Below are 22,629 nucleotides of genomic sequence, written 5' to 3' on the forward strand. Positions count from 1 at the left end.
CATACTCCATTCTTCAAAGGTTACCGTCCACAGTTCTACTTCCGTACAACTGACGTAACTGGTGACGTACAGTTACCAGAAGGCGTAGAAATGGTAATGCCTGGTGATAACGTTAAGATGACAGTAACTCTAATCGCGCCAATCGCGATGGACGAAGGTCTTCGTTTCGCTATCCGTGAAGGTGGTCGTACTGTAGGCGCTGGCGTTGTAGCAACTATCGTAGAGTAATAGTTAGCCTAGCTAATTAATACTAAAAAAACCCGAGCTTAGCCTCGGGTTTTTTAATATCTGCAATTTACTTCATGTGAAGGTGGCGCTCTTACCTTAGGGGTAGGTGCTTTGTAGCAACGTTCAACGAGTAATAATTAGCCTAGCTAATTAATACGAAAAAAACCGAGCTTAGCGTCGGGCTTTTTAATGTCTCAAGAAAAATACAGGTTTCAGGTATTAGGTGCGAGGCTTCAGGCAGAGCAAAGCGGTATTAATTTGATCATCGTAGCATGGGTTGAGTTTTATCGAACTCAGAGGATAAAGCATGAAGGTAGCGCACTTACTTAGGCATCGGTGCTTTGTAGCAACTATCGTAGAGTAATCATTAGTTGTAATGCATTAAGCATTAATAAAACCCGAGCTCAGTCTCGGTTTTTTTATGCCTGAGGTAAAGTGTAATTATTAATGTTATCGCTGTAACAAAGTAGGAGTATGAACTTAGTTAGTAACCAGCATTCTTACGTAATTCATCAAGCATGTCTTGGTTACCCATCATTTCGTCAAGCGTTGCCCTGACTGCATTGTCAGAGGTATTGTCATAAACTGAAAGTAGATGTTGCGCCATTTGCTTTGTATAGCCATCTTGTTTATTTTGAGCTTGGTAGTATTGCGCCATCAACCCTTGTGCAGCTAAGCGACGGATATAATCATTCGTGTCTTGCTCTAACAAGTTTGTAAATTGCTCTGCAAGGCGGTAATCAAGTACCGGTGTTTGAGTTGATAGCTCAACAGCTTGAATTTTAAATTTTTCGTTACTACTGTTGTTCGCTAAATTTAAAATGTTACCTACTACTTCATAGTCATACTCAGGCATAGTAGATTTATTTAGAATATACATATTCATTTGCAGTTGGCTCAGTGCAGCTAACCTATTTAAATCAGAGATGCTTGGATCTAAAGTTTGCTCTCTTAATTGAGAGTTTATTTGTTTAGCATAATCAGGTTCTGATTTGATCCTTAAATCATAGTCTTCTGGTAAATCTGCATAAAAGCTATAAAGAGGATTTTGCTCACGTCGTTTTTCATCTTCTTGCTGCTGTTTTTCCTCTAGTACGTCAAGAACAAGCTCCTTAAATTCGTCGGTATCTTGTTCTTGATAAGAGTCATGAGCGTGCAGTTTTAAGTTTGCTATTTTGCGTTGTAGCGAACTTACTTTCTTGCTTAGTTCGTCAATTAGGGTTTCATTTGATTGCTGGTATTCTGCAGGAGTACTAATAGAAACTGTGGAGCTTAGCTGTTGCTGGTTGGGTTTATTAAGCGAACTGGCCTGATCTTTAAAAAATGTTCCGTAGCATGAAATTACCAAGGCAAGTGTTGCTATAGCAATCGCAATAGTTCCTTTGTTTATAGTCATAAAATAATCAGCCTCTAAAATGGGTAATTTATCTGTTTTCGAAATATAAGTCTGTTAAAAAGTGTGTTAAATGAGGGTTAAATATACGGGTTAATTAAGAATGCGGGGCGTGAGTGGCGAAATACGGTGTTTAAAGTGGCTATAAGCGCTAGACCTAAGCCTAGCGCGTAAAGCTTAATGAGATTTTGCGTATTGCTCAGCTTGCTTCCACACTCTTAGCGTATTGCCGCTTAAAATCTTTTTAATATCGCTATCGCTGTAGCCTCTATCCATTAAGCCTTGTACAAGGTTTGGGTAGCTAGACACATCTTTTAAGCCGATAGGCAGTGAGTCACCTACACCGTCGTAATCAGAGCCAATACCAACATGCTCGATACCAATTAACTTCACAACGTGATCAATATGATCAAGCACTTGCTCTAAGCTTGCAAATGGGTAGGGGTTTTTAGCGCGATATGCAGCATCAAAATCATTACTTAATTTGGTGCCTTCTTTTTTTGCAGACTCTTTTGTACTTTTTAGCTGCTTGCCCCAACTACCTGCTTTAGCAGTAACAAAGCTTGAGCCAAAGTTAATTTGAATAACCCCGCCATTCTTTTTCAGCGCCAGTAGCATGTCGTCATTCATATTACGCTCAAAACCGGGTGTGTATTTGCGTAGCGATGAATGCGAAGCTATAACGGGTGTTTTAGAGAGTTCTATTACCTGATAAAACGCATCATCAGAAATGTGCGAAACGTCGATTAACATGCCAATGTTGTTCATTTCAGTAACTAGCTTTTTACCAAAAGGGCTTAATCCTTTCCATTTACGGCGAATGTCGTATGACGAGTCAGAAATATGATTGCTTTGCGAATGAGCAAGGGTAATATAACGCACACCACGGTCGAAAAAGTGTTGTAGATTTTTCATATCACCTTCAATAGGTGAGCCATTTTCCATGCCTATAGCAATCGAAAGCTTACCTTGCTTAAACTGCTCTTCTATATCGGCAGTTGAGCTGGCAATTGCAAATTTGTCGGGTGCACGTTGTGCGATTGCTTCCATACTATCAATAAGTAAATTAGCAAGTTGATAGCTTTTACCTTTGCCTTCAAATTCTAAGTGAGCAGGAATGTAAATCGACATAAATGGGGCATTTAAACCGCCTTGTATAGCACGAGGGTAGTCAAAGTCACCATCGTCGGTGGCTTTGGTAACGTCGGCCCATTTGTCGTGTAGACGGTAAGGTACATCAATATGGGTATCAATTAAAATTGTGTCTTTTGCCAGCTTAATTGCTTTATCTGATGCGGTTATTGTTGTTGCATTGGCTTGACTACTTAATGCTAGTGATATGGCTACCACTAGAGTGCTGAGTTTTATCATTTTATGGCTCTTTGGGTAAAAAGCCATTGTGTACTTTCAATACAAAAGTTACAAGTGCTACAAAGTTAACTGTATCTAATCAAACGATTGTGCCTGATGCTCTTCACTTTGCAGCGCTTTAAATTCACCTTTGGAAATGATAGTTACCGACTCATGTAGTTCTGAGAAAAATACCATAGCTTCACCACTTTTAAGCTGCAGCTTTACTTGGTTTACTTTCGATTCAATACTGGATTCTACTTCGCCATAATCAGTGCCTTCGCGCAGTACATAGCTTTCTATTAGGTTGTATAAGGTGTCTTTATCAAGTTGCTCGTAAGGAATGATCATACTGACTCTTAGTTGGTTTTATTTAATACATATTGGCCAAAATAACTTGGCACCGCTTGCTCTAACCAAAATACCGGCTTAAATGGATTTTTACCGCTAATAAAGCCCACATGCCCGCCTTTGTCAGAGATGCGCAGCGTAACATGCTCACTCACATCTTGCCTACTTGGTACGGCCTTTATAGAGAGCATAGGATCGTCTTTGGCATGAATAATTAATGTTGGCACCGCTATATGTTTTAAATATGGCATAGCACTGGCTTTTTTGTAGTAATCGTGTGCATTCTCAAAGCCATGCAACGGTGCTGTAAGCTGGTTATCGAACTCTAATAAATCGTCAATTTCCATTAATTGATCAGTGGTGATCGGTATCTGCTGTTTAATTTGCGGTAATTTACGTTGCATCGACTTTTTCATTCGATCGAGCAAATATTTTTGATAAATTTTACCTAAGCTTTTACGAATAACATCACTAGATGATGATAAATCATAGGGCGCAGATATCACGGCGGCTGCACTAAGTGGGCAGTGAATGTTTTCTTCGCCTAAATACTTAGCCAGTACATTACCACCCAATGAAAAACCCACCGCTACAATAGGGCGATTTGGAAACTGTTGTTTTAAATGATTTATAAAAAAAGCTAAATCGGCGGTGTCGCCACTATGGTAGGCTCTTGGTAAGCGGTTTACTTCGGTTGAGCAGTTTCTAAAGTGCATCAATACGACAGCAAAGCCTTGCTTTTTTAATGCCTTCATCATGCCTTTGGCATAAAAACTGTTGATATTGCCTTCAAGTCCATGAAGTACCACTGCGAGTGGTGCTTTTTCGTTATGCGGGAGTGACCAAGCAAGCTCAATAAAATCACCATCGGGTGTATCAAGTTGCGCAAGTTCGTAGCGAGTATGGTGAAAAGGGCGAAAAAAACGCGGCATTATGGTTTGAACGTGTCGGTTGGTCATCCACCATGCGGGTTTGAACTTAGGGATCATGTCTGTACTACGCACTTTGCAATAAACGAGGCGCTAGTGTAGCAAATTTTTCGGCTAGGAAAATAAAAAGCGCCTAATCAGTAAACTGATAGGCGCTTTGTGCGTCGTGCTTAATTTTGGTCAGGAATTTCTGCTTCTTGTACTTTCTTAATAAAGTAGTATACAAAGAAAAGGCACAAGCTAATAACGATCCCCAGAAAACCAAACGATAAGAACAGTACTGGGTCGGTAAAAAAATCTCTGAAGAATACGTCCATAACTTGCCTCCTAATGTCTATGGGTTAATCATAAGCTGGGTTTAGGGATACAGTTATGATCAAGATCAAGTTATTTACCTAAGTGAAATAATGAGCGATATGAAGTTGATTTGGATCATGTTTTGAGAAGAAGGTATTAGGTTTAACAGATGGGTAAAGGGAGCAGGTGAAAACAGCTTTGACCACTGAGAATATAAGGATTAAAGAGGTTTTAATTTTTCCCTATAAAAGCGCAGCGCCTTTTAACCTGTTTGTGTATAAGTCACTTAAAGATCTTTTGCACAAAGAGAAAAGAATGAGCAGTAAAAGAGGGCAGGACTCATAAGTATTGAAATATGCGCGAGTTGTTTTTTCTGGCGCTTTGTACCTAAAAGCTGGCCTTTAAATATAATTCAATATTATTTGGCTCGGTACACTTTACCAATTCACATTCATTTACTGCATTTATTAGCATTTGCTGTTGCTGCTTTTCAAGCTTGAGCTCAGCGCTAAGCAGCTCTTTGCGTATGTTTGCATAGTCAGTAATAGCTTGTTGGTGTACTTTTAAATAACTGCGTGCTGCGCGTAGTTGCTGCATCACGTTATTATCGAGCTCATTAACAACTTGTGTTAATACTCCAAGCTGCTGACTATTTACAACTAAGTTTAGTGAATCTAAATACAAGAGTAATAAACACAAATTAACGTTTTTACCTTGCTGGTTTTGTAACTCCAGCAAGGTTTGTTGTTGCACTGGCTTGGCGTACAAAGTGCAGGAAAATTGCCAAAAATGGTCGCTATTGAGCAAGTTCATCGGCGAACGCCTGCTCTTTTTGTTCCATTTCGTCTAGCGCCATAAGGAGCGCTTCTTCAATGTCGTTAAGCTTAGGTGTAAGTGTGGCTTGCTTGGCTAGTAACTCTTTTAGCTTGGCTTTATTGTCATCAGAATATAGCTCGTTATCACCTAATGCTACTTCAACCTCATTGAGCTCTGCAGCGTATTTGTCGAGTTGCTTTTCGAGCTTTTCAATTTGTTTTTTAAGCGGTTGCGTGGCTTTTCTAAATTCGGCCTCAAGGCGTTTTTGCTCTTTACGGTTAATACCTGAATTAGCTTTTACTTCGTCACTTTGCTCTGTTTTAGTCGCTTCTTTATTGGCGTTAAGCAGCCATTGGTAATACGCATCTAAGTCGTAACCAAATTGAGTTACTTTGCCGTCATCTACTAAGTAAAATTCATCGGCGGTGTTTTTAAGCATATGGCGGTCGTGCGATACAGTAACCATAGCGCCCTCAAAGCCTTGCAGTGCCATAACAAGTGCATGGCGCATTTCTAAATCAAGGTGGTTGGTTGGCTCATCGAGTAGTAATAAATTTGGCTTTTGATATACCAGCATGGCAAGTACTAAACGTGCTTTCTCGCCCCCCGAAAAGGGTGCTACTGGCTCAAGCGCTTTATCACCAATAAAGGCAAATCCGCCTAAAAAATCACGCAGTGATTGCTCAGTAGCCTTTGGGTTAAGTCGTTGTATATGTGTTATTGCATTGGCTTTTAAATCAAGAGATTCAAGTTGATGCTGCGCAAAATAACCAATATTTAGCCCATGGTGCTGAATAACTTCGCCAGCTTGAGGCTCTAAATCACCCGAAAGCAGTTTAATTAGCGTTGATTTACCCGCGCCATTTCGGCCAAGTAAAGCAATGCGGCTGCCTGGTACTAAGTTTAATTCTATATTATTTAAAATGGTGACATCACCATATCCCGCTTTGGCTTTATCTATTGTCATTAGTGGGTTTGGTAATGCTTTTGGCTCGGCAAACTCAAAGTTAAATGGCGAGTCGGCATGTGCTGGAGCTAATTTTTCCATACGCTCAAGTGCTTTCACGCGGCTTTGTGCTTGCTTAGCTTTACTGGCTTTTGCTTTAAAGCGAGTTATAAACTGTTCTAGATGAGCAATTTGCTCTTGTTGCTTATCAAACATGGCTTGCTGCTGTAGCATGCGCTCGGCCTTTTGACGCTCAAACTGCGAGTAGTTGCCTTTGTACACGTTGATAAGTTGTTTATCTATATGCCAAATTTGATCAACTACGGCATCTAAAAACTCACGGTCATGCGATATCAGTACTAAAGTTCCAGTATAAGCACGTAAAAAACGTTCAAGCCAATATACTGCGTCTAAATCAAGGTGGTTAGTGGGCTCATCAAGTAATAACAGGTCGGCATCGCGAATAAGCGCTTGGGCTAAATTTAAGCGCATACGCCAGCCACCCGAAAATGAACTTACCGGGTTTTCTATTAAGTTATTAGCAAAGCCTAAACCATGTAATAGCTCACCAGCGGTTGATTCAATGCTGTAGCCTTTAATGTTTTCAAGCTGAATATGTATTTTAGCTTGTGCATCGCCATCGTTAGCTTGCTCGGCTTCACGCAGTGCGATACGCATGGCGTAATACTGCGGATGACCTTGTAGTACATAGTCTATTGCGCTTATTTCCAGTGCGGGAGTTTCTTGTTTTACTGACGCTATAGACCAGTCTTTAGGTATAGTAAAGTTACCGCCATCGAGCTGTAGCTCTGCTTTGAGGAGGCTAAATAGGGTTGATTTACCACAACCATTAGCGCCTACTAGGCCTACTTTATGCTCTGGAAATAACGTAGCAGATGCATTTTTTAATAAAGCTTTACCGCCACGAAGAAGTTCTATTTCTGAGATTTGGATCATAAATGCGTTACTTTACTGTGCCCTAATTGAATTGCCAATATGATAACACGGATCGTATTGGGCATATCAACCGTATCAACGCATCACGTAATACGATAAAATAACATTAGGTCAAACTGTGGGAAAAATCTCGTGAAACAAAAAAAGCGATTTATAGCTGGGGCAACATGTCCTGAATGTAAAGCCATGGATAGGTTAATGCTTTACAAAGAGCATGATGTAGAAAAAGTAGAATGTGTAGAGTGCGGCCATAAAATGGCACAGCCAGAACAGGCTGTGCAGGCGTCAACACGCCAGTTTGAACAAGTTATAGGCGTGTTTAAACCAGGAGATTAAATCCTTTGCTGCATAGCTGCATATTAATAATGCGGCGGCGGTGGCTCAGGTTCGTTTGACATCATCGATGATGATGACTGCGATTCTTTAATTTTTTCAGCCAGTAGCTCTGTTTGGCGTTTCATTTTTGCCAACAGCTGCTGGTGAACTTTTATTTCGTCATTTAAAATATCAATTGTTTCGTCTTGAAAAGCCACTTTGGCCTCAAGTTCCATTAAGCGATGTTCAATTGTGTTCATTATTCTCTCGTATAATAAATCGCTCTGCGATACCGCTGGAGCTTTCGGTTAATAACGACCTGCCGTTATCTGTAAATGTTACATCGAGCACCACGGCCGATTTAGGCTTACTGCCTTCGCGTGGTGTCACTTGCCAAGTTTGAATTTTTTCACCGCTCGATATTTGCCATAAATCAATGCGTTTATTAGGCGACCCAGTTGCTAGCAAATCACCTTGATCGTTAAAGCGTACCGCCGTAAAAATTTTCTGACGCGCAATATACTTCAGTTTACTTACAAGATCACCTGTAGTGAGCTTCCATACATTTGCTTGTGCCATACTGTCGGCCGTAAATGCATAGCGACCTTGTGGGTCAAGCGTAACTTGAGTAACACGAGTAGGGTGGTTAAAGCGATGAATCACTTGCCCTGTACGCGTATCCCAAAAGTAAGCAACGTAATCGTTTGAACCACTTAAAGCATAGCGCCCGTTAGGGGCAAGATCGACCGTGTTTACTTTTTCTTGGTGGCCTAAAAACTCAATACGGCGGCCAGTTTCAAGGTTAATAAACACCACTACGCCATCGCTGCGCCCGTATAGTACGCTACGGCCTTGGTTGCTTATAGCAATATCGCGAATACTGGATTTTTGTATTTTGTAGTAACCTTTATTTTCGCCGGTGGCAATATCCCATACCGCAAAGGTGGTTTTTTCGGCGGTAACAGCCACACTGTTGTCAAAAGCGATCGCAACGGCATAAACCAAGCTATCTTGGGCTTGTTGCTGAAACCATTGGTATTTAAGTGCTTGCTGTTGATTATCCCACAGCGCGACCCCATGGTTAATGGAGGAGACTAAGCTGTATTTACCATCATGCGATAGCGCCGATGAAAACGCGCCTTGTGCAGCATGTTCATAACTGGCAACAGCTTGTTGTTTTTCATCACTACAGGCGATGGCCGATAAACAGCAAAACACGATAAAAAAAGTACGAAATAACGGCATATTACAAGCATTTCCTCTTAACTCTTAGTGATTGAGAGGTTAGACTAGGTCTCGTTGAAGGCCTAGGTTGTTTGTCTAATCACTGGATATGTTTTTAGTTTAGCTAACAACGTAAATTTTAGTTATTAAACAAGCAGCCTATCATGTAGGTCGTTAATCTTTAACTAGTAATAATACAATAAATGGCAACTGCAAAGTGTGTCGGAGATTTAAAATGAAAAAGACGATTAAATTGTCATTGATTGCAGCGTCAGTTTTAGCGCTTACAGCATGTAATCAAGAAGCAAAAAAAGAGCAAGCTGAAGTTAAACTAGACACTGTAGCGCAGCAACAAGCATACGGTATTGGCGCATCGGTAGGTAACTTTTTAAATAAAGACTTAGCCGATAAAAAAGAAATTGGTATTGAACTAGACCAAGCGCTGTTAATTCGTGGTTTTGAAGATGCACTTGCTGGTAATGCAAAAATTGACGAAGAAAAAATTCGCGAAGTGTTAACTGAGTTAGATACATCAGTGCGTACTAAGCAAGAAGCACAAGCAAAAGTAGAGTCTGAAAAAAGCAAAGAAGCGGGTGTAAAATACCTAGCTGATAACGCTAAAAAAGAAGGCGTTACTGTTACTGAGTCTGGCTTACAGTACGAAGTGATTACTCAAGGTGATGGCGAAAAACCAGCTGCAACTGATGTAGTTAAAGTACATTATAAAGGCACACTTTTAGATGGTACTGAATTTGATAGCTCATATTCACGTAACGAGCCAACAACTTTCCCTCTTAACCGTGTAATTACTGGTTGGACTGAAGGTTTACAACTTATGCCTGTTGGTTCTAAATATAAATTTACAATTCCTTCTGAGCTAGCTTATGGCGACCGTGATTTAGGTAAAATTCCTGCTAATTCAACACTTGTATTTGAAGTGGAATTATTAGAAATTCAAAGCGATGCAGATGCAGCAGCAGAGTAAATAAGATATAAGCTAAAAATAATTTAGCCTACATATACAAAAAGGGACTTTAAGTCCCTTTTTTAATGCGTATAAATAACGGTGCGCTTGTTAATCCGTATGATTAGCAAATAAGTTATCAATAAGCTCATCTTCTAGCGCAAAGCGCGCTTCAAGTGCTTCACCAAGAACAGATAAGTCATTGTCAAAGCCTACTAGTAAATCTTCTTTATCAACTTCAGCGTATTTATCGTTAAAATCTAGCGCAATGTCGGTGGTATCTGTTATTTTTGGGTAAATAGCATTTGCTAGCAATTGGCTTTCTGGGCCTTTACTTTCACAAGCCTTAGCAATGTCATCGTATATTTCAAAGTGACCGGCAGATAAGTAATCCATTAAAATTTGGCAAAACGTTTCAATTTGTTGTGGTTCAGGCAGGGCATGATCTTTTTTATCAGAAGGTGAAAACCCAGCTAGCTTACAATAAAGCACAATGAGGCGTTGTCGCTCGTTTAGCCATTTATCAATTACAGTATGGCTACCCCCCCACTTTTGTTGAGCATTTTCTACACGCGTCAGCATAATCGTTCTCCTAAGCTGGGTTGGTTTTTTAGTTAAAAGTAAAAATTGTTTATACCTCAAGATATAGTTAATTGATGTGTATATCAACTAGTAAAATAGATGATCTAGAAGCAGTTTATTTTATTTGTAGGGAATTGATAATTTATTGCAGGCAAGAAAAAACCACCTGTTACGGTGGCTTAATTTTTTTCTATGGCTTGTTGTAACAAGCTTTCTTATTTTTATGAGAAGATTTTTGTTATTGTTATTTTAAAACTTTTATTTTTATTGTTTTAAGATTTTTATTATTGTTTTTGTTAACGCGGGATAAACAATACCAAAGATTTAAGTATGTTGCAAACATATTAATTAAAAGTTTTAAATGTTGCTGCTGTTTGCTTGTTTAATAGTCAAAAGCAGCTAAAAACTAAAAACATCTTGATCTACCTCCTGTTGCTGTCAATTTAATCGCTTAGCGATAGAGAGGTAATGAATATGGTGGTACAATCTTGCTCAATTTCTATAAGCATTAGGATTATTTTACGCTATGAGCGAATTAAAAAACGACCGTTATTTACGTGCACTTGCAAAACAACCTGTTGATGTAACTCCAGTATGGATGATGCGCCAAGCAGGACGCTATTTACCAGAATACCGTGCTACACGTGCACAAGCGGGCGATTTTATGAGCCTGTGTAGAAATGCTGAGCTTGCTTGCGAAGTAACACTACAACCATTACGCCGCTACCCGTTAGATGCCGCTATTTTATTTAGTGATATTTTAACCATTCCAGATGCTATGGGCTTAGGTCTGTACTTTGAAACGGGTGAAGGTCCAAAGTTCGAGCGTCCAATTTCATCGCTTGCCGATGTTAAAAAAATTCCTAAGCTAGATCCAAACGACGATCTTGGTTATGTAATGAATGCGGTTAGTACTATTCGTCGTGAACTAAAAGGCGAAGTACCATTAATTGGTTTTTCGGGTTCACCGTGGACGTTAGCGACTTATATGGTTGAAGGCGGCAGCAGCAAAGTATTTGGCAAAATTAAAAAAATGGCATTTGCAGAGCCGCAAACGCTACATTTATTACTCGATAAACTAGCTGATTCGGTTATCGATTACTTAAATGCGCAAATTAAAGCTGGTGCACAATCGTTAATGGTGTTTGACTCATGGGGCGGTGTATTAAGCCCGCGCGACTACAATGAGTTTTCATTGCAGTACATGCACAAAATTGTTGATGGTTTAATTCGTGAATACGATGGCCGTAGAGTACCAGTTACTTTGTTTACTAAAAATGGTGGCCAATGGATTGAAGCAATTGCAGCAACTGGTTGTGATGCTATCGGCCTTGATTGGACCATTAATATTAGCGATGCTAAGCGCCGTGTAGGCGACAAAGTAGCATTACAAGGTAATATGGACCCGTCAATGCTGCACGGTACGCCAGAGCGTATTCGTCAAGAAGTAGCGACTATTTTAGAAGACTTTGGCACAGGTAATGGCCACGTATTTAACCTTGGCCATGGTATTACACCAGATGTAGACCCTGAAAATGCGGGTGTGTTTATTAATGCCGTGCATGAGTTCAGTGCTAAATACCATAAGTAATTAATACCAAATAAAGTACTGAGTGTTTAGTGTGTTACTTTACTGCATGCTAAACAACAAAAAGCCCGCTTACTATTTTTAGTAAGCGGGCTTTTTAATAAGGCGTGTTTGGCACTTATGCGTCGTTATTGCCTATTTATCAAATAACCGCATTACATAGGTTATTCCTAGCTTAAAAGCTTTATTTAAATAAGCGATTTAATCCATTTAACGCTGCAACTCGGTAGGCTTCAGCCATAGTTGGGTAGTTAAAAGTGGTATTTACAAAGTATTCAATATTATTGCCGCCATTTTTTTGCTCCATTATGGCTTGGCCAATGTGGACAATTTCTGAGGCGCGCTCACCAAAGCAATGTACACCCAGTACTTCTTTGGTTTCTGTATGAAATAATATTTTTAAAGTACCCACTTCAGTACCCGCAATTTGCGCACGCGCAAGGTGTTTAAATTGCGCACGACCTACTTCATACGGAACTTTAGCAGCAGTAAGTTGCTGCTCGGTTTTACCTACTGAGCTCATTTCAGGAATAGTATAAATACCCGCTGGAATATCAATAATCAGTTTTTCATCACAGTTGCCACAGGAAATTGCATCAGCTGCAATACGGCCTTGGTCAAATGCGGCACTCGCTAGGCTTGGGTAACCAATCACATCGCCTACAGCGTATACGTTGTCAATTTCGGTTTGATAGGTTTCGTTTACTTTTAACTGACCACGGCTATCAGGTTTTAAGCCAATTGCTTCAAGGTTAAGCTTGTCGGTATTACCGGTGCGGCCATTAGCAAACAAAATACAGTCAGCTTTTACGCGTTTACCCGATTTTAAATGCATAATTACACAGTCATCACGGGTTTCAATATGATCAAACTCTTCGTTATGACGAATTACAATACCGCTATTCCAAAAGTGATAACTCAGCGCGTCAGATATTTCTGTGTCCATAAAGGCAAGTAGGCGGTCGCGAGTGTTAACTAAATCAACTTTGGCACCTAAGCCTTTAAAAATAGAGGCATACTCACAACCAATTACACCCGCACCATAAATAAGTACGCGATGTGGATCGTGGGTTAACCCTAAAATAGTATCGCTGTCGTAAATACGAGAATGGGTAAAGTCTACTTCTGGCGGACGGTATGGGCGCGAACCTGTAGCAATAACAATAGTCTTGGCCGTTAAACGCTCAGTTGAACCATCTTGGCGAGTTACTTCAACTGTATGTTTATCAATAAAACGCGCGTCACCTTGAAACATTTGAATACGGTTACGGTCGTAAAAACTGCTACGTAAATTAGACTGCTTAGAAATAACTGAGCTGGCATGGCGTAAAATGTCAGGAAAAGTGAGTCGAGCAAGTCGATCACCGGTATTAAATAAAGGGTTTGTTTTATATTCTATATAACGGCTAACCGAGTGACGTAGGGCTTTAGAGGGAATGGTTCCCCAATGTACACAGCCCCCACCTACGGCTTCGTGGCGTTCAATAACAGCCACTTTTTTGTTATTTTTTGAAAGGTTCATAGCGGTACCTTCACCGCCAGGACCCGTGCCAATAATTACTGCATCATATTGGTATGTCACGGGTGTTTTTTTCTTTTCTGGTTGTTTGGCCACAGCCACTCCTATATTAACTAAAAGAGGCTTTTAATAACCTCGCATTAAGTGCTAGCCATGCCTGCTTTTGGTTTTCCCAGGCGGCTTCCAGCTCATGGTATTGTGCCATTAATGCTGAACGTTCACACTGCTTTGCCATGTTATTTTTTTTAACTTCTAACACTTGTTTTTGTAGTGAACAATAATTTTGCAGTTTTTTCAGCAGTAAATCATATTCTTGTTGTAATAATGTAAGCTTATCTTGTGCTAAAGGCAATTTTGCAAGGCGAACTTGTGTTTTGCTCATTAAAGTTTCGGCCTTGGCTTTTTCAATGCGTTCAACCGGTGTGCGCTTTAGTTTACTGGCTAAACCAAGGGCAGCTAACGAGCGAATAACCCATTTAGTGGGGTCATAATGAAACCACCTAATGCCGTTACGGTAATCACTGGCAAAAATATGATGAAAGTTATGATACCCCTCGCCATATGTAAATAGGGCTAAAAAGCCGTTGTCGCGGGCGGTATTTTTTTCGGTGTACGGACGAGAGCCCCAAATATGGGCTACCGAATTAATAAAAAAGGTAAAGTGCTGACTAAGTACTAAGCGCAGTAAACCGGCAAGTAATAACATGCCCCATACATCGCCAACTAGTAATCCTAGCGTAAGAGGTAGGCCTACATTCATTAAAAGAGCTAACTTTAAATAATGTTTGTGTTGCCACATTACAATTTTATTGCGTTGTAAATCGCGACAGTTACTGTAATCGCCGTAGCTATCAGCTTGATAGTCACGTAACATCCAGCCAATATGGCTATACCAAAAACCATTGGTTGCGGCATAAGGGTCTTTTATTGGGTCGTCAACTTGGCCGTGATGCACACGGTGGTCGCTGCTCCAATGTAGTGCACTGTTTTGCAGTGCAAATGCACCGCCTAAGGCAAACACAAACTCAACCGCCGGATGGGCGTTATAGGTTTTATGTGCCCACAATCTGTGGTAACCGGCAGTAATTGATAAGCCTGCATAAAACATACAGCCGACAAAGGCAATCCAGTGGGCACTAGAAAATCCGTAGTTAATACCATACCAAGGCACAAGCGTTATCGCGGCCAAAAAAGTAAGGCTAAAAAATAGGACGTTGGTCCAAATAAGTGGTGGTTTGTTCATAATTCTCTATCTCAGCGTACAACTGTAAGCTAAAATAATATTTCAAACTCTTGGCGTCAAGTATTAGACTGAGTAATTAAACTATTTTAATCAAAATTTGCTATAAATTCATTCAGGGAGCTGTTGATGTCGGGTGTTAGAGCGCAACAGAAACAAAAAACACGACAAGCGTTAATTGAGGCGGCATTTAATCAGTTGAGTGCCGATCATAGCTTTTCAAACTTAAGTTTACGCGAAGTTGCGCGTGAAGCTGGTATTGCACCAACTTCTTTCTATCGACATTTTAAAGATATGAACGAACTGGGTTTAACCATGGTTGATGAAGCGGGTTTAACCCTGCGTCAACTTATGCGCCAAGCGCGCCGACGCATTGCCAGCGGTGGTAGCGTAATAAATACCTCGGTGGTGACCTTTATGGAGTTTATTGACAACTCGAGTAATCAATTTAGGTTATTACTGCGCGAACGATCTGGTACTTCAAAAGCGTTTAGAGCGGCGGTAGCGCGCGAAGTTAAACACTTTATTTTAGAGTTGGCGCACTACCTAGAAAGCGAAACAAAATGCGATGCCACCCATGCGTATATTCAATCTGAAGCCATGGTAACACTGGTATTTAATGCGGGAGCAGAAGCGCTTGATTTAGAGGGCTTACAACGCGATGAGTTAGTTGAACGTGTTATTTGGCAATTGCGCTACATTACTCGTGGTGCAACGCATTATGTGCGAGAAACAAATAAAGAGATTTAAACAGAGTAAAAAGTTAATCTAAGCACTGTGCTTTACAGTGTTTAGTAATTTAAGCACTTTTCGGTGCTTTATTGTTAAAAAACCTCACCAAACCTTGCTTTAGCGCATAATTATTTCTGTTTAAAGCGATGTTAAATACAAACATTAGAATTTTTATGCTTGCACCTTGTGCATGGTAATGTTAAAAATAAGCCTCACTCGACACAAATAAGAAAGCAAGATGCATATTATTCGTTTAATTACACTAAAACTGAACCTCTTACTGCTATGGCAAGTGAGCGGGGATTAGTGTGTTTGCATTGAGCTAAACATAAAAAACCCCGCACTTGCGGGGTTTTTTTTATCTCGCGGTAGGATAAGTTAACAATAAATAGCATTGGAATGAGAGGCTGTTATGCAAGATCAAGATAAAGTATGGATTTTTGATACCACATTACGTGATGGTGAGCAGGCGCTTAAAGCAAGCCTTACCGAAGATGATAAAATTCAGCTAGCGCACACCATTAGTCGCTTAAATGTAGATGTAATGGAAGTGGGTTTTCCGGTATCGAGCCCAGCAGATTTTCGCTCCGTGCAGCGTATTGCTACTGAGGTTAAAGGGCCAATTATTTGTGGCCTAGCGCGCTCAGTTGCTAAAGACATTGAAGCATGTGGCGAAGCACTTCGTAACGCGCAGCAAAGTCGAATTCATACTTTTATTGCTACCAGTCCTTTGCACCTTGAGCACAAGTTACGCATGAGCTTGGACGATGCCACTGCTATGGCAGTTAAATCAATTAAATTAGCACGTAACTATACCGATGATGTGGAGTTTTCGTGTGAGGACGCCGGACGTACACCGCATTGGGATTTATGCCGCATTGTAGAGCAGGCCATTAAAGCCGGTGCTTCTACTATTAATTTACCCGATACAGTTGGCTTTGTAACGCCGGACGAATACGCAGGCATGATCCGCCATTTAATGAACAATGTGCCAAATATTGATAAAGCACGCTTAAGTGTGCATTGCCATAACGATTTAGGCTTAGCTGTTGCCAACTCTATTGCTGCTGTGCAAGCGGGTGCTCGCCAAATTGAGTGTACTATTAACGGCATTGGTGAACGTGCGGGTAACTGCTCACTTGAAGAAGTGGCAATGATCATGAAAATGCGCAAAGACCACTTAAACGTGTATACCGATATTAAAAGTGAAGAAATTTATCGCGCATCTCGCCAAGTGGCTAAAATTTGTAATATGCCAGTACAGCCTAATAAAGCCATTGTGGGCGAGAACGCCTTTGCACACAGCTCAGGTATACATCAAGACGGCGTATTAAAAGCGCAAAACACCTACGAAATCATGTCGCCAGAAAGTGTAGGAGTACCGAGCAACCAATTAAATATGACTTCACGCTCTGGACGCCATGTTATTGAACATCGCTTAGAAGAATTAGGCTATCAAAAGTCTGATTATGATATGGATAGTCTATACGAAAGTTTTATAGCCTTGGCTGATCAAAAAGGTACTGTATACGATTACGACCTTGAAGCGATGATTTACTTTAATCAAATTAACGACAAAGACGAAAAGTACCAATTAGAATTTGTTAACTCGGTATCTAACTCACAATCGGTAGCCAGCTCTACTATTGGCATGTTGATAGATGGCGAAGCTAAACAAGAAGCAGCAACGGGGAATGGTCCAGTTGAAGCCTCTTTTGCTGCTATTGAGCGCTTAACCGGAATGAGCGTAGAAATGATTGAGTATAACTTAGAAGCCACAGGCCAAGGTGCAAGTTCACTTGGGCAGGTAAACATTATTGCTAAATTTAACGGCCGCCCTTATCACGGTGCGGGCATAGCAGCAGATGTGGTAGAAGCGTCGGTACGCGCTATGGTTCGTGTTTATAATTTAATTTATCGCGCACAAAAAGTGTCTGATTTAAAACAACAAAGGAAAGCAGGATGAGTAAAACAAACTACAGTGTAGCCGTATTAGCGGGTGATGGTATTGGCCCAGAAATAATGGCAGCAGCAGAGCAAGTACTGGATGCAGTGAGCAATAAGTTTGGTTTTACTCTAAACCGCGAACACCATGCAATTGGTGGGGCAGCCATCAATAAGCATGGGAAAGCCTTACCACAAAGTACAGTTACAGCTTGTGAAAATGCCGATGCTATTTTATTTGGTGCTGTTGGTGGTCCAAAGTGGGAACATTTACCGCCCGATGAGCAACCTGAGCGTGGATCACTGTTACCGCTGCGTAAACACTTTGGCTTGTTTTGTAATTTACGCCCAGCGCAATTATTGCCAGCACTAAGCACCGCATCGCCACTACGTGCTGATATTAGCGAGCAAGGCTTTGACATTTTGTGTGTACGTGAGCTAACCGGTGGCATTTATTTTGGTGAAAAAGGGCGCAGCGGCGAAGGCGAAAATGAATCAGCATTCGATACGCAAAGATACTCACGTAAAGAAATAGAACGTATTGCACGTTTTGCCTTTGAAGCCGCAAAACTGCGTAGTAGCCATGTTACTTCGGTTGATAAAGCCAACGTTTTAGCATCAAGCGTACTATGGCGCGAAGTTGTTACCGAAGTAAGTAAAGACTACCCAGAAGTAAAACTTGATTATATTTACGTAGATAACGCAGCAATGCAGCTTGTAAAACAACCAAGCCAGTTTGATGTATTACTGTGCGATAACTTATTTGGCGATATTTTGTCTGATGAGTGCGCGATGATCACCGGCTCTATGGGGTTATTACCATCGGCTAGTTTGAACCAGTCGGGCTTTGGTTTATACGAGCCAGCCGGTGGCTCAGCCCCCGATATTGCAGGTAAAGGCGTGGCAAATCCGATTGCACAAATTTTAAGTGCCGCACTAATGCTGCGTTACTCATTGGGCCAAGACGAAGCTGCACGCACCATTGAAAAAGCAGTAGCTGAAGCCGTTGCAGCGGGCGTAGGTACGCCAGATATATTTCCAAACGCTGGCTATACCACCAATGATGTTGCTGCAGCGATTGTTGCGCGCATTTAACTAAAAACACATTTTAATGCCGCAGCTCCGTTAGGCTGCGGCTCAAAACAGATTAGGGGATTAGCAAGTGGCCCAAACGTTATACGACAAAATTTGGCAAGCACATACAATTGCCAGCATCAACGAGCAAACCGATTTACTTTATATTGACCGTCATTTAGTACACGAAGTTACGTCACCACAAGCCTTTGCTGGTTTGCGTGAAAAAAACCGCACTGTACGCTGCCCAGAAAAAACCTTCGCTACTATGGATCATAATGTATCGACCAAAAGTCGCTCATTGGATGCTGCTAGCGAAGTGTCGAAAAATCAATTAATGGCGCTAGATGCAAACTGTAAAGAGTTTGGCATTGTGCTTTACGATTTAAACTCAATTAACCAAGGCATAGTGCATGTTATGGGGCCAGAGCAGGGTATAACTTTGCCTGGCACTACCATAGTATGTGGTGACAGCCATACGTCGACTCATGGTGCATTTGGTGCGCTTGCTCACGGTATTGGCACCTCAGAGGTTGAACACGTATTAGCAACGCAAACATTGCAACAAAAAAAGGCTAAGTCGTTAAAAATTCAAATAAATGGCCGTTTGCGTCCCACCGTTACTGCAAAAGACTTAATTATGGCGGTTATTGGTAAGTTAGGTACAGCGGGTGGCACGGGCTACGTTGCAGAATTTTGCGGTGAAGGAATTGAAGCGTTGTCGATGGAAGCACGTATGACGTTGTGTAATATGAGTATAGAAATGGGTGCCAAAGCAGGTTTAATTGCTTCTGACCAAATCACTTATGATTACCTAAAAGGTCGCCCATTTGCTCCTAAAGGCGCTGATTTTGACGCAGCTGTTAAGTATTGGGAAACATTAAAAACAGATGATGGTGCGCAGTTTGATCATGTTGTTGAGCTAGAGGCCAGGAGCATTCAGCCACAAATTACTTGGGGCACTAGCCCAGAGCAAGTGATTGGCGTAGACGAGTGTATTCCTGATCCTGATAAAGAACCTGACCTAATTAAAGCTGATGCGATCCGCAGTGCATTAAAGTACATGGGCCTAAAAGCGGGCGAAAAGTTATCAAGTGCAAAAGTAGATACCGTGTTTATTGGCTCGTGCACCAATAGTCGTATTGAAGATTTACGTGCAGCAGCAAAAATAGTCGAAGGTAAAAAAGTAGTTGCCGGTATTGAAGCGTTAATTGTACCGGGTTCTGGTTTAGTTAAAAAACAAGCCGAAGACGAAGGCTTAGCAGATATTTTTAAAGCAGCTGGCTTTGAGTGGCGTGAACCGGGTTGTTCAATGTGTTTAGCAATGAACGACGACCGCTTAGGTGCAGGTAAACGCTGTGCATCCACCTCAAATCGTAACTTTGAAGGACGTCAAGGCCGTGGCGGGCGCACCCATTTGGTTAGCCCTGCAATGGCCGCTGCGGCAGCTATACATGGTCACTTTGTTGATATTAGAGGAGAAGCCTAATGAGCATTTATTTTAGTGGCTTAATGGCCCCATTGGATAAAAACAACGTGGACACGGATCAAATTATTCCAAAGCAGTTTTTAACCTCAACCAGCCGCGAAGGCTTTGATGCCGCATTATTTTATGATTGGCGCTATTTAGAAAATGACGAGCCAAACCCTGATTTTATTTTAAATCGTCCTTGCTACCAAGGCGCGCAAATATTACTAACGCGCGACAACTTTGGTTGTGGGTCATCACGCGAACACGCGCCATGGGCACTAAAGCAATATGGTTTTGAAGTGATTTTGGCTGAAAGCTTTGCCGATATTTTCTTCAATAACTGTGGCAATAATCAAATGTTAGCCATTGCACTGCCTGGCGATACGCTAGAGCAATTATTTGTGTTAAGTGAGCAACATGACGATATTCATATCGATATCGATCTTGAAAATCAAACACTGACTAGCACTAAATTTGCCCCCATTAGTTTTGATATTCGCAAAGACGTAAAAGAGCGTCTATTAAGCGGCCTAGACTTTATTGGCGTAACCGAAACGCTTAACCCACAAATAGACGCGTTTGAGCAGCAACTTGCTGCAGAGCGTCCTTGGCAGTAAGTTGTTAAAATAAATAAAAAGACGTATTTAGCGCAGCATAAGCTGCGCTTTTTTATTTTAGCGGCAACACATTAATTGTTTTATCAATTTGTTCAAAATAAAAATGCAGTAGCTAAACTAGCGGCGGAAATGGCTGCTATTATTAATAAGTTTATCCTTTTAAAGGTTTGAAAACGGGTTACTTTCGAGTCATCTATGGTCGCAAAAAAGCCATTTTTAAATGATTCAGCAAGGTTGGCATGTGCTGTTCCATCTAAAGAGTTTTGGGTAAGCTTTTGCCATTCATTTGGGTGTTGCTGAGCAAGGTATTTACATAGGGAAAGGTAATAACGATTTTGTAAAATCAATAATAATATGACTATTATTAAGCCTATATAATTTGTCATTTGGTTCTGCGCTCCATGCTAGTTATTAATTTTACAGTTGGCAGTATTTAATTATTATATTTTTTTTGCAACAATTTATATTTTAAAATTATCAGCGAGTTGCAAGTATCATTTGTTGGTTACTCCTGCACTTTGGTGGTTCATCGTGATTACTTCCTTTAAGTGAGTTAAAGGGCTATGGTACTAAAAACTATTATAAGGAATATGTGATGAAATTATTAACTGCAGCCACTTTATTATTGGCTTCATCAACTGTTGTAGCAAGCCCTGCGCCTTTGGTGTCTATTGCTAGCCACGATGCGTTTTTTAGTAATATTGCTGCACATTGCGGTAAAGCTTATGAAGGCAAGGTAAGTGTTGATAACGCCGCGGGACCAAGCTCATTTGCGGGCAAAAAATTAGTAATGCATGTACGTAAATGTACCGACAGTGAGCTGCAAGTGCCATTTCATGTGGGTGATGATGCATCGCGCACTTGGATTATTACTAAAACGGGCAGTGGCTTAAGCTTAAAGCACGACCATCGCCATAAAAATGGTTCTAACGACATCTCAACTATGTATGGCGGGCATACAAATGATGCTGGCTTTGCACAAATGCAGTCGTTTCCTGCCGATCAATATTCAAAAGAATTATTTGTTGCACAAGGGATAGCACAGTCGGTAGGTAATACTTGGCAAATGTATATTTATCCTGAGGTATTTACTTATCGTTTAATTCGTCAAGGCCGCGAATTTAAAGTGGATTTTGATTTAACTAAACCCATCACTCCGCCAGCAGCCCCTTGGGGATATACAGACTAAAATTATTCATCTTCGCACTGTAGTAAAACACTTAATGCTGGTTGGTAAGCTCTAGGGTTAGTAGGCATACTTTCGTACTCTTGCACGCCATCCAGCACTTTAAGCATAAATGTTTTATTAAGGCACAAGCGATTAGCATGGCGTAGTAAAAATACACTCTGATTTGCAAAGTGTTTGTAATCGTCTGACTGGATCTCTATTTTATAGTTATCATCGTCGAGTTTTGTTTGGTAATAATGTACTTTATTATCAAAGTCGTAGAGTTTTTCTGTTTTTGCTTGTTCGGCAAAAGCTGTGCCTACGCTTGAACAAGCTAGCAAAGTACTGCCAATAACTAAGCTAATGTTTAATCCTTGCATAAATAATTCCTTTAATTTGCGAACTTTATACCCATTAATACTATCAGTATTAAGCGCTATTTATTTATATTAAGTTTAACACCCAATAAGGGAAAGTGTGATGTTCAAACAAATAAAACAACTTTTTTCTGTATTCGATGAGCAACAGCCAAGTATGCAAGAGCATGATTTAAAAACAGCGGTTGCTGCATTATTAATTGAGGTAATGCGCGCAGATGCTAAGTTAGATGATAATGAACAACATACTCTAACAACTACCTTAAAACGCTATTTTGCATTAAACGATGCCGACGTAAACGAGCTGCTAAATAATGCAAACAGTAGCGTGGATAGCGCGACAGATTATTTTCAGTTTTCAAAACAAATTAACCAACATTGTAGTGCGGCGCAGCGCATTGAAATAATAGAGCTGTTATGGTGCTTGGCCTATGCCGATGGTGAGATTGATCCGCAAGAAGAGTACGTAATACGTAAAGTGGCAGGCTTGTTATATGTAACTCATGTAGATTTTATCGCCGCTAAAATTGCGGCGACAAAATAGAGC

23 protein-coding genes and 1 pseudogene are annotated in these 22,629 nt (G+C 40.7%); 11 read left to right on the forward strand and 13 right to left on the reverse strand.

What is annotated here, in order from left to right:
• Nucleotides 1-228 (forward strand): annotated as a pseudogene (locus tag H5058_RS09050) (elongation factor Tu); the annotation flags it as partial.
• Between the two features lie 484 nt (nt 229-712).
• On the opposite strand, the gene H5058_RS09055 reads toward H5058_RS09050, so the two are convergent.
• From H5058_RS09055 to H5058_RS09080, 6 genes are all read right to left on the reverse strand, one after another.
• Nucleotides 713-1,624 (reverse strand): hypothetical protein, encoded by a 912-nt coding sequence (locus H5058_RS09055; RefSeq protein ID WP_179807945.1) that lies wholly within the window; start codon nt 1,622-1,624, stop codon nt 713-715.
• A gap of 174 nt (nt 1,625-1,798) precedes the next feature.
• Nucleotides 1,799-2,992 (reverse strand): dipeptidase, encoded by a 1,194-nt coding sequence (locus tag H5058_RS09060; RefSeq protein ID WP_182677769.1) that lies wholly within the window; start codon nt 2,990-2,992, stop codon nt 1,799-1,801.
• Between the two features lie 75 nt (nt 2,993-3,067).
• Nucleotides 3,068-3,322 (reverse strand): YheU family protein, encoded by a 255-nt coding sequence (locus H5058_RS09065; protein WP_182677771.1) that lies wholly within the window; start codon nt 3,320-3,322, stop codon nt 3,068-3,070.
• Nucleotides 3,323-3,330: 8 nt separating this feature from the next.
• Nucleotides 3,331-4,311, reverse strand: coding sequence for a hydrolase (locus H5058_RS09070; RefSeq protein WP_182677773.1), 981 nt, complete (start codon nt 4,309-4,311; stop codon nt 3,331-3,333).
• Between the two features lie 624 nt (nt 4,312-4,935).
• On the reverse strand, nt 4,936-5,361 hold the full coding sequence (locus H5058_RS09075; RefSeq protein WP_179807947.1) for a TIGR02444 family protein: 426 nt from the start codon (nt 5,359-5,361) through the stop codon (nt 4,936-4,938).
• A complete protein-coding gene (locus H5058_RS09080) occupies nt 5,345-7,267 on the reverse strand; it encodes an ATP-binding cassette domain-containing protein (protein ID WP_089368872.1) in 1,923 nt (640 codons plus the stop codon). The genes H5058_RS09075 and H5058_RS09080 overlap by 17 nt, the downstream gene beginning before the upstream one ends.
• A gap of 132 nt (nt 7,268-7,399) precedes the next feature.
• On the opposite strand from H5058_RS09080, the gene H5058_RS09085 reads away from it, so the two are divergent.
• Nucleotides 7,400-7,603 (forward strand): YheV family putative zinc ribbon protein, encoded by a 204-nt coding sequence (locus tag H5058_RS09085; RefSeq protein ID WP_041454614.1) that lies wholly within the window; start codon nt 7,400-7,402, stop codon nt 7,601-7,603.
• A gap of 23 nt (nt 7,604-7,626) precedes the next feature.
• Here H5058_RS09085 and H5058_RS09090 read toward each other — a convergent pair whose 3' ends face one another.
• Nucleotides 7,627-7,842, reverse strand: coding sequence for a SlyX family protein (locus H5058_RS09090; protein ID WP_011329530.1), 216 nt, complete (start codon nt 7,840-7,842; stop codon nt 7,627-7,629).
• Entirely contained in the window at nt 7,829-8,827 is a 999-nt protein-coding gene (locus H5058_RS09095; RefSeq protein ID WP_011329529.1) for a WD40 repeat domain-containing protein, read from the reverse strand. The genes H5058_RS09090 and H5058_RS09095 overlap by 14 nt, the downstream gene beginning before the upstream one ends.
• Before the next feature lie 214 nt (nt 8,828-9,041).
• On the opposite strand from H5058_RS09095, the gene fkpA reads away from it, so the two are divergent.
• On the forward strand, nt 9,042-9,791 hold the full coding sequence (gene fkpA / locus H5058_RS09100; RefSeq protein ID WP_182677775.1) for an FKBP-type peptidyl-prolyl cis-trans isomerase: 750 nt from the start codon (nt 9,042-9,044) through the stop codon (nt 9,789-9,791).
• A 90-nt stretch (nt 9,792-9,881) separates the two neighbouring features.
• Here the strand turns inward: fkpA and H5058_RS09105 are convergent, their stop codons facing one another.
• Entirely contained in the window at nt 9,882-10,352 is a 471-nt protein-coding gene (locus H5058_RS09105) for an Rsd/AlgQ family anti-sigma factor (RefSeq protein WP_011329527.1), read from the reverse strand.
• Nucleotides 10,353-10,878: 526 nt separating this feature from the next.
• On the opposite strand from H5058_RS09105, the gene hemE reads away from it, so the two are divergent.
• Nucleotides 10,879-11,943, forward strand: coding sequence for a uroporphyrinogen decarboxylase (gene hemE, locus H5058_RS09110; RefSeq protein ID WP_058374381.1), 1,065 nt, complete (start codon nt 10,879-10,881; stop codon nt 11,941-11,943).
• Nucleotides 11,944-12,124: 181 nt separating this feature from the next.
• Here the strand turns inward: hemE and sthA are convergent, their stop codons facing one another.
• Complete coding sequence (sthA, locus tag H5058_RS09115) at nt 12,125-13,555, reverse strand: Si-specific NAD(P)(+) transhydrogenase (protein ID WP_172459241.1); 1,431 nt, start codon at nt 13,553-13,555, stop codon at nt 12,125-12,127.
• A 13-nt stretch (nt 13,556-13,568) separates the two neighbouring features.
• Nucleotides 13,569-14,702, reverse strand: coding sequence for a fatty acid desaturase (locus H5058_RS09120; protein WP_011329524.1), 1,134 nt, complete (start codon nt 14,700-14,702; stop codon nt 13,569-13,571).
• Between the two features lie 126 nt (nt 14,703-14,828).
• Between H5058_RS09120 and fabR the strand changes: the two genes are divergently transcribed.
• The 5 genes from fabR to leuD all read left to right on the forward strand — a co-directional run bounded on the left by fabR (nt 14,829) and on the right by leuD (nt 20,537).
• Nucleotides 14,829-15,449, forward strand: a complete 621-nt coding sequence (gene fabR, locus H5058_RS09125) for an HTH-type transcriptional repressor FabR (protein ID WP_011329523.1) — start codon at nt 14,829-14,831, stop codon at nt 15,447-15,449.
• A 394-nt stretch (nt 15,450-15,843) separates the two neighbouring features.
• The gene (gene leuA / locus H5058_RS09130; RefSeq protein ID WP_011329522.1) at nt 15,844-17,397 is read left to right on the forward strand and encodes a 2-isopropylmalate synthase; all 1,554 of its coding nucleotides are present in this window, start codon (nt 15,844-15,846) and stop codon (nt 17,395-17,397) included.
• The gene (gene leuB, locus H5058_RS09135) at nt 17,394-18,470 is read left to right on the forward strand and encodes a 3-isopropylmalate dehydrogenase (protein ID WP_182677776.1); all 1,077 of its coding nucleotides are present in this window, start codon (nt 17,394-17,396) and stop codon (nt 18,468-18,470) included. Before leuA ends, leuB begins: the two co-directional genes overlap by 4 nt.
• A gap of 67 nt (nt 18,471-18,537) precedes the next feature.
• A complete protein-coding gene (gene leuC / locus H5058_RS09140; RefSeq protein ID WP_182677778.1) occupies nt 18,538-19,938 on the forward strand; it encodes a 3-isopropylmalate dehydratase large subunit in 1,401 nt (466 codons plus the stop codon).
• The gene (gene leuD, locus H5058_RS09145) at nt 19,938-20,537 is read left to right on the forward strand and encodes a 3-isopropylmalate dehydratase small subunit (protein ID WP_011329519.1); all 600 of its coding nucleotides are present in this window, start codon (nt 19,938-19,940) and stop codon (nt 20,535-20,537) included. Before leuC ends, leuD begins: the two co-directional genes overlap by 1 nt.
• Before the next feature lie 92 nt (nt 20,538-20,629).
• Here the strand turns inward: leuD and H5058_RS09150 are convergent, their stop codons facing one another.
• Nucleotides 20,630-20,923, reverse strand: coding sequence for a hypothetical protein (locus H5058_RS09150; RefSeq protein WP_011329518.1), 294 nt, complete (start codon nt 20,921-20,923; stop codon nt 20,630-20,632).
• Between the two features lie 209 nt (nt 20,924-21,132).
• Here H5058_RS09150 and H5058_RS09155 point away from each other — a divergent pair, with 209 nt between their 5' ends.
• Nucleotides 21,133-21,726, forward strand: coding sequence for a hypothetical protein (locus H5058_RS09155; RefSeq protein ID WP_011329517.1), 594 nt, complete (start codon nt 21,133-21,135; stop codon nt 21,724-21,726).
• A gap of 2 nt (nt 21,727-21,728) precedes the next feature.
• On the opposite strand, the gene H5058_RS09160 is transcribed toward H5058_RS09155, so the two are convergent.
• The gene (locus tag H5058_RS09160) at nt 21,729-22,085 is read right to left on the reverse strand and encodes a hypothetical protein (RefSeq protein WP_182677780.1); all 357 of its coding nucleotides are present in this window, start codon (nt 22,083-22,085) and stop codon (nt 21,729-21,731) included.
• A gap of 100 nt (nt 22,086-22,185) precedes the next feature.
• Here H5058_RS09160 and H5058_RS09165 point away from each other — a divergent pair, with 100 nt between their 5' ends.
• On the forward strand, nt 22,186-22,626 hold the full coding sequence (locus H5058_RS09165; RefSeq protein ID WP_182677782.1) for a TerB family tellurite resistance protein: 441 nt from the start codon (nt 22,186-22,188) through the stop codon (nt 22,624-22,626).
• The last annotated feature ends 3 nt before the right edge of the window (nt 22,627-22,629 follow it).

The organism is Pseudoalteromonas sp. SR45-4 (assembly GCF_014163535.1).
GTDB lineage: Bacteria > Pseudomonadota > Gammaproteobacteria > Enterobacterales > Alteromonadaceae > Pseudoalteromonas > Pseudoalteromonas nigrifaciens.